Source organism: Leisingera sp., from assembly GCF_034669605.1.
GTDB lineage: Bacteria > Pseudomonadota > Alphaproteobacteria > Rhodobacterales > Rhodobacteraceae > Leisingera.
Genome location: NZ_JAXMOX010000027.1, coordinates 21,301 through 31,560, shown reverse-complemented (window position 1 = coordinate 31,560; position 10,260 = coordinate 21,301). Strand labels below are relative to the sequence as shown.

Here is a 10,260-nt window from a genome sequence, read left to right as displayed (position 1 = left end):
TCAGGTCCTTCAGATACAGCGTGCGCACGTCGATCTCGCTGATCGGCCCGGCTATGGCGCCAGCAGTGGCATAGCGCCCGCCGCGCCGTAAAACATCCATAAAAGCCGGCCATTGTTCCCCGGCTACCAGATCGATCACCACGTCGATGCTACCCTCGCCCAGTTCCGCGCGCAGATCGGTGTTGCGGTCGACAACGCGGTCGGCACCAAGCGCCAGCACCTCGTCCGCCTTGGCAGCTGAGGACAGCGCAATCACCGTCGCACCGCGGCGCTTGGCCAGCTGCACGGCGGCAGAACCCACCCCGCCGGACGCGCCTGAGATCAGCACGGTTTCGGCGCCCAGCCCGACCCGGTGCAGCATGTTCTCCGCCGTGGAATACGCGCAGGGGATCGAGGCCAGCTCTGCATCCGACCAGTCGCAGTTCACCGCATGGGTCTCGCGCGCCGGCGCCACTGCGAACTGGGCAAACCCCCCGTCGCATTCGCTGCCGAAGGTCCAGCACTCATAGGGCCGGTAGTCCACATATGTCCGCAGCATGTTGCGCACCAGAACCCGTTCGCCAATGCGGGCGGGGTCGACCCCCTCCCCCACCGCCGCGATGTATCCGCAGGCGTCAGCGCCCTGAATGCGGGGAAACTCCAGCGGCGAGCCGGACCAGCTGGCGTCGTCGTCGTCGACGCTGTTGGTATCGGCCTCCACCGCCTTGGAATACCAGCCGATGCGGGTGTTGATATCGGTGTTGTTGATACCCGCCGCCGCGACGCGGATCAGCACCTCGCCGGGCTTGGGCTGCGGCACCGGCACATCGGTGCGGTACTCCAGTTTCTCGATACCGCCGTGGCCGGTCAGCAGGACCGCCGCCATTGTGCTGGGGATCATGCCCATGCCTCCCTTGTATGAAATTCTTTGGCCGGCCCTCCCCTGCCGGCCAAACAGACCGCTGTCCCCGCGGGGACAGCCGCCTGAAACTGGTGTCAAAGCTCCAGCGGATGCGCCCGGTCCTGCGCTGCCAGCCGCCGGTTCAGCTCCCGGGCGTCCGGCAGCCCGGCCTCCAGCGCAAAGACAAAGGCGTGGGTCAGGTAGAAGCAGGCGGCATTGATATCGCCCGCGGCCTCGGCCCTGTCGCCGGCCAGCGTATAGAAGTGGACCAGCGCCGCGCTGTCTTTATCCTGATGCGCTTTCAGCAGCGCCTGGTCGAGTTCTGCGCGCTCCATGCCTCAGCCCTTCAGCGAGATCGCGATGTTCTTGGTGCGCACATAGTTATAAAGCGCCTCCAGCCCTTTTTCGCGGCCGAAACCCGACTTTCCGACACCGCCAAAGGGGGTGGAGATGCCGCCCGCGAACCATTCGTTCACAAACACCTGCCCCGCCCGCAGACGGTTGGCGACGCGATGCGCCCGCGCCAGATCGCGGGTGAACACACCGGCCACCAGCCCGAACTCGGTGCCGTTGGCCATGGCGATGGCCTCGGCTTCGGTGTCGAAGGGCGTGAAGCAGGTGACAGGGCCGAATATCTCCTCCTGCGCGACACGGGACGCGGGGTCCACATCCGCCAGAATGGTCGGCGCCATGAAGTAGCCCTCGCGCTCCAGCCGCGCGCCGCCGGACGCCGCGCGCGCGCCGCTTTGGCGGGCGGTTGCGGTCAGGGTTTCAATACCGTCGAGCTGGCGGGCCGAGATCACCGGCGTCAGGCCGGGATTGTCCAGACCGTGGCCGACGCTGAGGCCGTTTGCCAGAGCCGCCGCACGCTCAACCGCTTCCGCGTAGATCGAGCGGTGCACCAGCACCCGCGACATCGCCGAACAGACCTGGCCGGCGTTATAGAAAATGCCGCTCTGCAGGGAGGACATCAGCGTGTCGAGATTGGCGTCCTCGAACGCCACCGCAGCGGATTTGCCGCCCAATTCCATCAGCGCCGGGGTCACCGGGCTGGCCGCCGCGCGCAGGATCGCCTGGCCGGTCGGCACCGAGCCGGTGAAGACGATCTGATCCACCGCCGCGCTTTGCACCAGCCGCGCGCCGAGGTCAGCGCCGACGCCGTTCAGGATCGAGACCGTTCCTGCCGGGACTTCAGCGCGCTCCAGCGCGACACCCAGCATTGCCAGCGCCATCGGATCCAGCTCCGGCGATTTGATGATCACCGAATTGCCCGCTGCCATCGCAGGCGCCAGCGACCGCGCCGCAATCGACACCGGGAAGTTCCACGGCACGATCTGGGCGGAGACGCCGTAGGGCTCATAGACCGTGAAATCAGCGTAATCGGGGCCGAGCGGGATCGACTTGCCTTCGATCTTGTCTGCCATGCCGCCGTAGTATTCGAAATACTGCGCGGCTTCCTCGAATTCGTCATGCGCCGCGCTGAGGCTCTTGCCGCTTTCGCGGCACAGAAGCTCGGCGCCCTCATTCGCGATGCCGCGGATCTCGGCCGCGATGCGCTGCATCAGCTGGCCGCGTTTGGCGGGCTGCATCGCGGCCAGATCGCCGCGCTCGAAACTTGCCCGCGCCGCCTCCAGCGCCCGGGCCAGGGTTTCCTCGCCCGCCAGCGCGCAATCCGCCACATGGCTGCCGTTGCCAGGATCCTCGACCGCGATGCGTTTGCCGCCGTCGCCGTCCACCCAGGCGCCGGCCAGGAAATTTCTGGCCAGCCCGTCATTCAGAAAAGACGTCATGCCGCGCGGCCCTTGGCCACCTGACCGGCGACCCAGGCGTGGAAGTTGTGGGTCGGCCCGTCCATTGCCGGGGAGAACCGGCCGCCATCGAACAGCTCGCCATGGCGGCCCTTCTGCATGCCCTCAACGACAAAGATGTCTTCTTCGAACACGGTCTTCCACAGCTTGGCGTTCTCGTCGCGCAGGTCTTCCAGCTCCGGCGTGTCCTCGTTGGATTTCGCGTAGTAAAGCTCGATATGCTCGACGGTGCTTTCGGTGCTGACCGGCTCCAGAATGATCGCAAAGGCGTGGTCGCGCTGCACTCCCAGCAGCACGTTGGGATAGACGGCAATATATTCGCCGCCCTCGTCCCATTTGCTGCTGAGGCCTTGGAAGTCTGGAAACACCTCGCCGTCTTCGCCCTTCAACTGGCGATAGACCAGGGTGCCCTGACCGGAATAATGCCCCGGCACCTCGATGTTATAGTGGTCTTCCAGGCGGGAATAGCTGTTCAGCCCGGGATGCACCCACGGCAGGTGATAGCTTTCGCAGTAGTTTTCCACCGCCAGCTTCCAGTTGGTTTTGACTTCCAGCTGAAAACCGGAGCTTGCGCCGCCGTGATGCACCGGCTGTTCGAATTCCTTCCAGCGTTCCAGCAGGCCTGCGTGGGCGTCCTCGAACTCCGGCGCGGTGCCGTCGACATTCACAAACACCACGTCGCGCCAGACATAGGAGCGGATCCGCACCAGGCCCAGCTCCTCCAGCTTGATGTCCTCATGCTTGTTGTTGCCGGGGCCGCCGACATGCGGGGTGGAGACCAGGCGGCCGTTCAAGCCATAGCACCAGCTGTGATACGGGCAGCGGATGGCACCGCGGATCTTGCCGGGTTTTTCGACCAGGATCATGCCGCGGTGGCGGCAGGTGTTCTGAAACACGCCAACGGCGCCGTCGGTGTCGCGCACGATCAGCAGCGGCATGCCCAGAAAATCAACCGGCTTGGCATAGCCCGGTTCCGGCACATCCTTGCCAAAGCCGATGCCGGACCAGTTGGCAAACAGCACCGAGCGTTTCTCTTCGGCAAAGACGGCGGGATCGATGTAATGGGCATTCGGCAGGCCGTTGGCCACATTGACCGGAGCCATCACCGGGGCAAGCGTGTCATGCTTGTTCATCTGGGTCTCTCCTAACCTGACAAAAGATGTGCGCGTTGTGCGCCATTGAAGGCAGAGAGGGGATTCATTCAATATCAGAAAACTTCGCGCTGACCTTAGCTGGATTCACCCGAACCTTGACTGACCTCGTCAATCACCCAATTGCGAAGCAATCGGGCGGATTCCGACAGATCTGGGTCCGGCCTGCCCACCAGATGGAAGCCGTGGGGCGCCGCCAGCACATGCGGGCCGATCGGCACCAGATGGCCCGCGGCCAGCAGCGGGTTCAGCAGGCGCTGCCACTCCAGCGCCAGCCCGGTCCCGTCCTGCGCGGCCTGCAGGGCAACGGAATAGTTGTTGACCCGCACGCCCGGCGCGATGGGGCCGTCATAGCCCAGCTGCTGGAACCAATCGGTCCAGGTGGTCCAGCTTTTGTCATCGGATTCCAGGTGCAGCAGGCGCTGCCGGGCCAGGTCCTCCAGCGGGACACCGGTAAGTTTCGCCGCCAGTTCCGCATTGCCGACCGGCACCAGATGGTCGCGGTACAGCTCGGCCTGCTGCAGCCTTGTGTCACGTTCACGCCCGTAACGGATATAGAAATCCACGTCCGGCATGCTGCGCAACGGCCGGTCGTTGACGATCTGGTTGACGTTCACATCCGGATGCCGCCGCCAGAACCGCACCACCGAGGGCGACAGCCACAGCGAGGCCACGGCAGAGGTTGAGCCGATGGTCACGGTGTCGCCGGTATGGCGGTCGCGGATGGTCTTGAGGCTGAGGGATATCTTGGAAAAGGACGAGGCCAGCGTGTCAAACAGCGCCTCGCCTTCCTCGGTCAGCTCCACCCCGCGGTGTTTGCGCTGGAACAGCGGCACCTGCAGCTCCGCCTCCAGCGCCTTCACCTGATGGCTGACGGCGCCGGGGGTGACGGACAGCTCCTGCGCGGCGTTCTTGAAACTCAGATGCCGGGCGGCGGCCTCAAACGCGGCCAGGGTGGTCAGTGGCGGCAGGCGGTAATGACGGCGGGACATCTGCGGCTCCTGGCATCTGGTTCGGATGAACGGTCTTCATTTCAATACGGGAAATGCGCCTTTGAACGCCAGCCCGGAATTCGCGCAGGCGGTCCGTGCCCCGCGCCGGTTCGCAGCACAGCGCCGCCAGCCAGCTGCGCGGCGTGGTCAGCGGAACGGCGCCTGATCCGCCGCAAAGAAACTACCCGGGTGCGGCTCGGAGATTAGCGATATCGCGCCACGCATCCAGGGCGGCGCTGCGGAGCTCGCGAAATTCTGCGGATGTCATCTCGTGGCGGGGCAGGTGAAACAGGTTTGCAAGCGGATCGTGAATGAAGACGACGCGCTGCAAGTGCCGAGGCGACTTGTCGCCGAGCTTGCCAGCCGACAGACGGCGGATTGTTTTTGTGAATTCCCTTCCGAACTTTCCGGCCCAGGCCCGCACTGTCTGATGCGATACGATGATGCCGCGCTCGGCAAGAAGATCCCCAACCATCCGAAGGCTCAGCGGAAACCGGAAGTACAGCCAGACAGCGCAAACAATCACTTCGTGCGGAACAGAGCCGAATTGGGCGTTGCTGGCCCGAACCATCAGGGAGGGTTGAGCCAAAAGCCCGCCGATAGAGCGGCGCAAAGCGCCCCAATTTCCCGCCTGGCTCCAGTGTCGACCAGCCGTTTGCCCTCTTCGCCTTTGCTGAAGCTCCCGGCGGCCGATATGACGCGATCCGCCACGGCGCCAAGGTGAAGCCTGGCAAGAAACCCTCGCAGATGACTGTTGCCGAAATCTACGCCTGGATCGACCGCACGCCGGGCCAGCCCCATGCCACCGGAAACTTCCAGATCATACCTTCAACCTTGCCCAATCTGCAGAAGCGTCTCGGCCTGCCTGACGGAACCCGCTTCAGCCAGGGAACGCAGAACCGGATGGCCGCGCTTCTGATCTCGGACGCCGGGCATCAGGGGTGCGAGGCTGGCCGGATCTCGCGTTTTACGTTCATGGGCACGCCCGGCTCAGCCGGACCGCGATCTACGCCGTTGCTGCCGAACTACGCACGCTGCTGTCGGAGGCGGTCGAGATCCCGGCTGGCCGCTTGGGGGTCGAACTTTCCGCGCTCACCGATCAGAACAAGCGCACAGCCCGTGTCCTGATCGGACGTGGCCGGCGAAAGGGCGGCGCGGTTGCCGGCAAGTTGAAAGAGCATGCGGCCCTTTCCGTCGCCAAAGTCAAGAAAGCCCTTGCAGCGCAGGAGATCCCCCGCAAGCCGTGACATGGTCACCTGAAAGGCGGACAGATCCAGCACGCCCTCATGGGTCCATTCGAGATGGACGAACCTGCCGTCATCCTGAGCATGCGGCCCCACCCTGCCCCTCCGGCGGTCGTCCTCAATAAACAACGCGGCAAGCGGCAAAGGCTCATCTGCCGAAAAGACATGCTTCTTGCCCTGAACGGCCAGTGCATGTCGTGCCGCCGACACCTCCTGAGGGGCGCATTCCGCTGTCTTGGACAGGATCATCACATCCGATCCCCGCAATTGCGCCCGCCACAATGGGTCATCCTTGCGGTCCGGCATGTCCGGCGTATCCACGACGCCGATCACGGTCTCAAGCCTCGCTTGAGCCCAGATGACCGGATCCATCAGCGACTGGACAATACCCGCCGGGTCCGAGACGCCGCTTGCCTCGATCACGATCAGTTCGGGACGGGGCGTGCGCGACAAAACCAATTTCAAGACCCGTATGAGATCGCCCTGCAACGAACAGCAGATGCAGCCGTTCTTCAGGCCGATGACCCCTTCGGCGGCTTCGTCCAGCAGGGCGGCGTCGATATTGATCGAGCCGAAATCGTTGACGATGGCCGTGATCCGCAGCCCGTGATCCCCCAGCAGCAGACTGTTGATGAACGTGGTCTTGCCCGCGCCCAAAAAGCCCGTGACGAGAAGGACCGGAACGCTCCCCGGAACGCTCACCGGATCGGGCGCCGGATCGGGCGGCCAGGGGCGGCGTCGCGGTCAAGCATCCCGTCGGATATGACGAATTCACCCCCGACGAGCAGATGCCGAACCCCTTCGGACGGCCTGTTCATCGCGGTGAAATCGGCCCTGTCCGTCAGCGTTCCGAGATCGAAAACCACGATATCGGCATCGCACCCCTCTTGCAGCCGCACCTTGCGCGCGATCTGCGGGGCACAGCCCTCGATCACCTTGCCGGGCAGGATCGTGCATTTGGCCAGCGCGTCCATCAGCGGCATGGTTTCGCGTTCACGCACATGTTCGCGCAGGAAACGCGTGAAAGTTCCCGAAGATCGCGGATGCGCCGAGAGATGATCGGGCAGCGGCCATTCGAGCCCCTCGTATATCCGGCCCGACCCGTCGATCCAGGGCATCGCGTCGGATGCGATGGACCCGCCGGGATAGGTGACCGACAAATCCAGCAGTCGCCGATCTTCGTCATTCGCGTCCACGTCGAGGAAATGCCACATCACGAGGTCCGAGGGCGACTCTTCGCGGGCGGCGAGCATGTCCTCGCGATCGGTGAACCGGTGGTGGTTGTGGATCAGTTCGATGTTCGTATACGCGCTGCCCGTGCGCTTGGTGAAATCGGGATCCATGAAGAATCCTGCGCTGACCACGGTGGCCCCCGTGCCATAGGGATAGGCCTCGGTCGTGACCGGCAGGCCCTGGGCCTGCGCCTTGGCGATCAGTCCGACAACGCGCTCGATATCCATCAGAGAGGTCGAATTCAGATGGCAGATATGCATATGCGCCCCGGTGGCACCCGCCAGACCGATCAGACGGACATAGCTGTCGACCGAGCTTTGCGGGTCGATATTGCTGAGATACGCGATGTGGGTAAAGGTGGGCGTGCCGTATTCAAAGGCCAGGTCGCAGATTTCGGCCATTTCCTTCACCCCGGCGCCAGGTGCATAGCCGTTGGGAAGGCCGATGCCGATTGCCCCCTCGTCCAACCCTTGCCGGACATGCGCGACGATCTCGCGCGTCCGGACCTCGCCTGCGGCCTCGTCGGACCAGCGCATGTCCTCGGATCCCGCCCCCATCTGGTCGATCGGATGCACATTGGCGTCGAGTTCGATGGCGCCGAAGGCCGCCTTGCGCCCGAAGATCCACGCCGCCGCCGCGCCATAGTTCAATGCACGCGGCACCTTGGCCTGCCGGTCGTACCATTCCGCGACGGGCAGCGCGCCAACCTCCAGTTCCAGCGTAGTGGTCACACCGTCGAACGCCTGCATCCGGTCTGCGGCGACGGATTGGCCATGGGCATGCAGGTCCAGGAACCCCGGCGCAACAATCAGCCCCGTGGCGTCGATCTCTCGCGTGGCGCGGCCTTGGACCTGCCCTATCCGGGCGATGGAGCCGCCCGAGATCGCAAGGTCGCAGATCGCATCGAACCTGGTTTCGGGATCCATCACCCGGCCATTCCGCAATATTATGTCATATGTGTCAGTCATTGCGCGGCACTCTCTCTGGCAAAGGGGTTATCGACCTTGGGCCAGTAATTCCCGTCGCGCCTAGTAAAGGGGACGATGGTGAAATCCGGTGTGATCGCCCCCGGTGTGCCCAGGTGGATGACTTCGGCCGCGATCGGGGCGAACCCGTCATAGAAATGCTGGGACGATTTCACGACCACATATTTCATGCCGGACAGATCGATGCCGAGATTGGTGAACGCCTCGGGGTGGAAGGTCTGGGTGCGCCGGGTGTTGACCACCAGATGTACACCCTCCGCCTCAAGCCAGACGCAGGTGCCCATGTTCATCTCGGCGCGTCCAAGATGCTGCACCGCGTTCTCGACGATCGCGCGCACGGTTACCGTCAGGTCCACCGGATCGCCTGACATCGGCCCGATCTTACCTCCGATGCGCACCGCCATCTCGGCGCCCACGCCCGCATCCACGCACATCCCGACCAGCACCGGGTCCCAAAAGGCGGCAAAGGCGATATCCCTGAGCCCGCGCGCCAGCGCCGCGCGCAGCACAAAGGTGGAATCCGACGGCGCGCCTCCGCCCGCATTATCCGCGAAATCGGCCAGAACGATCGGCGCGGCATTCAGTGCCTCCGCCAGGTCGAGCCCCTCATCCATGCTGGGAAAACGGCGCAGCTCACCGCGCATCTCCCACAGTTCCCGGCCCAGCTCTTCGGCGTGGCGCGCGGCCAGTGCCGCGTCCCCGTCGCTGATGACCAGCGTCCGGGTACCGCTGCGCGGGTTGTCCCCCCACGGAAAGCCATGCACCAGCGATACCGACAGGATACCGTCCGTTCCCTCTATCGCGGACATGCGGTCAACATAGCCGCGGACCGGCTCGAACGGCGTGTGGTACATCGCCATCATCCGGCAATCGTAATCGCGCATGACCGGGGCGACCTTTCCCTCGGCGGCATCAGCGCAGAGAGTGAACAACTCCTCCGCGCGCTCTACCACGTCGATATGCGGATATTCCTTGTAGCAGATGATCGCCGTCGCGTTCTCGAGCATCATTTCAGTCAGGTGGCAATGCGGGTCGAGTTCCAGCCCGACTTTGACATCCGGCCCGGCGATCTCACGGATACGGGCCATCATGTCGCCTTCACAATCATCGTAGCCTTGGGCGATCATCGCACCGTGCATCGACATCAGCACCACGTCCACCGGCATTGCCGCGCGCAAATCGCAGAGGATATCATCGCGCATCGTCTCGTATACCGACCGCACCGTCGGACCAGCCGGTTGCGCATAAGTGCTGAGCCCTTCGGCGACCTCCCAACCACGTGCTTCGGCCATAGTGCGCCAGCGGGAGACGGCGGCCGCGTAAAGGCCCGCTTCGCCCTGCGAGGCGCTCTTGGTATGAAGATGTTCCTTGAACCCGCTCCAACCGGTGGGGATGGGCGAAAAGGAATTGGTTTCCGTCGCAAGCGACGCCATGAAAAGTTTCATTTATCGTCCCCGAGATTTGCCAGTCCGATAACGATATCCGCGACGACGTGGACCAGGGTCACCGCAAAGGCCAGCGGGATCGCGATGCCGAAGACAATCATCGGCAGATCCATGGTTTCAGTCTGCCGTCCAGCCAGACGCGCCAGGTATCCCCGCGCCGGGTCACCGCCGGGGCCAAGCAGACTGAACCACAGGATCGGCAGGATGAAGCACAGCACGCCGAAGGAGCGGATCAGCAACAACGCCAGCCCCCGCACCCCGGCAATTTGCACGGCATCCGGAAACAGCGTGGGATCGCGCCGGAACCGATAGGCACAGGACGCCCCCAGCAGCCCGCCCCACACCATCGAAAACCGCGCTAGCTCCTCGGTCCAGATCGGAGGCTGATGCAGAAGGTAGCGGGCGAACACCTGCCAAACCGCGGCAGCCAGCATGACCGCGACAGCAAGCACTGCGCCCACCAGTACCACCCGGTTCAGACCCCAGGAAAGTCGATGCATCCTGTCCGCGATCGCCCGCAT

10 protein-coding genes are annotated in these 10,260 nt (G+C 64.1%); all 10 read right to left on the bottom strand.

Annotated elements, in window-relative coordinates; genetic code table 11:
* On the bottom strand, positions 1-880 hold an 880-nt coding region (locus VOI29_RS05390), incomplete at its 3' end, for an alcohol dehydrogenase family protein (RefSeq protein ID WP_323776548.1).
* Between the two features lie 95 nt (positions 881-975).
* Positions 976-1,215: a hypothetical protein gene (locus tag VOI29_RS05385; protein WP_323776547.1), complete on the bottom strand. Its 240-nt coding sequence runs from the start codon at positions 1,213-1,215 to the stop codon at positions 976-978.
* Between the two features lie 3 nt (positions 1,216-1,218).
* The gene (locus VOI29_RS05380) at positions 1,219-2,670 is read right to left on the bottom strand and encodes an aldehyde dehydrogenase family protein (RefSeq protein ID WP_323776545.1); all 1,452 of its coding nucleotides are present in this window, start codon (positions 2,668-2,670) and stop codon (positions 1,219-1,221) included.
* Complete coding sequence (locus VOI29_RS05375) at positions 2,667-3,821, bottom strand: aromatic ring-hydroxylating dioxygenase subunit alpha (RefSeq protein WP_323776543.1); 1,155 nt, start codon at positions 3,819-3,821, stop codon at positions 2,667-2,669. The genes VOI29_RS05380 and VOI29_RS05375 overlap by 4 nt, the downstream gene beginning before the upstream one ends.
* Before the next feature lie 95 nt (positions 3,822-3,916).
* On the bottom strand, positions 3,917-4,831 hold the full coding sequence (locus VOI29_RS05370) for a LysR substrate-binding domain-containing protein (protein WP_323776542.1): 915 nt from the start codon (positions 4,829-4,831) through the stop codon (positions 3,917-3,919).
* Positions 4,832-5,012: 181 nt separating this feature from the next.
* Positions 5,013-5,444, bottom strand: a complete 432-nt coding sequence (locus tag VOI29_RS24570; RefSeq protein WP_416361485.1) for a hypothetical protein — start codon at positions 5,442-5,444, stop codon at positions 5,013-5,015.
* Between the two features lie 412 nt (positions 5,445-5,856).
* Positions 5,857-6,777: a CobW family GTP-binding protein gene (locus VOI29_RS05360; RefSeq protein ID WP_323776541.1), complete on the bottom strand. Its 921-nt coding sequence runs from the start codon at positions 6,775-6,777 to the stop codon at positions 5,857-5,859.
* Positions 6,774-8,276 (bottom strand): amidohydrolase family protein, encoded by a 1,503-nt coding sequence (locus VOI29_RS05355; protein WP_323776540.1) that lies wholly within the window; start codon positions 8,274-8,276, stop codon positions 6,774-6,776. The genes VOI29_RS05360 and VOI29_RS05355 overlap by 4 nt, the downstream gene beginning before the upstream one ends.
* Entirely contained in the window at positions 8,273-9,739 is a 1,467-nt protein-coding gene (locus tag VOI29_RS05350; RefSeq protein ID WP_323776538.1) for a M81 family metallopeptidase, read from the bottom strand. The genes VOI29_RS05355 and VOI29_RS05350 overlap by 4 nt, the downstream gene beginning before the upstream one ends.
* Complete coding sequence (locus VOI29_RS05345) at positions 9,736-10,260, bottom strand: TRAP transporter small permease (RefSeq protein WP_323776536.1); 525 nt, start codon at positions 10,258-10,260, stop codon at positions 9,736-9,738. Before VOI29_RS05345 ends, VOI29_RS05350 begins: the two co-directional genes overlap by 4 nt.

Bases quoted from the DNA above. Each gene is read 5' to 3' on its own strand.
- VOI29_RS05350 (WP_323776538.1), bottom strand. From the start codon at position 9,739: ATGAAACTTTTCATGGCGTCGCTTGCGACGGAAACCAATTCCTTTTCG.
- VOI29_RS05380 (WP_323776545.1), bottom strand. From the start codon at position 2,670: ATGACGTCTTTTCTGAATGACGGGCTGGCCAGAAATTTCCTGGCCGGC.
- VOI29_RS05370 (WP_323776542.1), bottom strand. From the start codon at position 4,831: ATGTCCCGCCGTCATTACCGCCTGCCGCCACTGACCACCCTGGCCGCG.
- VOI29_RS05355 (WP_323776540.1), bottom strand. From the start codon at position 8,276: ATGACTGACACATATGACATAATATTGCGGAATGGCCGGGTGATGGAT.
- VOI29_RS05345 (WP_323776536.1), bottom strand. From the start codon at position 10,260: ATGCGGGCGATCGCGGACAGGATGCATCGACTTTCCTGGGGTCTGAAC.
- VOI29_RS05385 (WP_323776547.1), bottom strand. From the start codon at position 1,215: ATGGAGCGCGCAGAACTCGACCAGGCGCTGCTGAAAGCGCATCAGGAT.
- VOI29_RS05375 (WP_323776543.1), bottom strand. From the start codon at position 3,821: ATGAACAAGCATGACACGCTTGCCCCGGTGATGGCTCCGGTCAATGTG.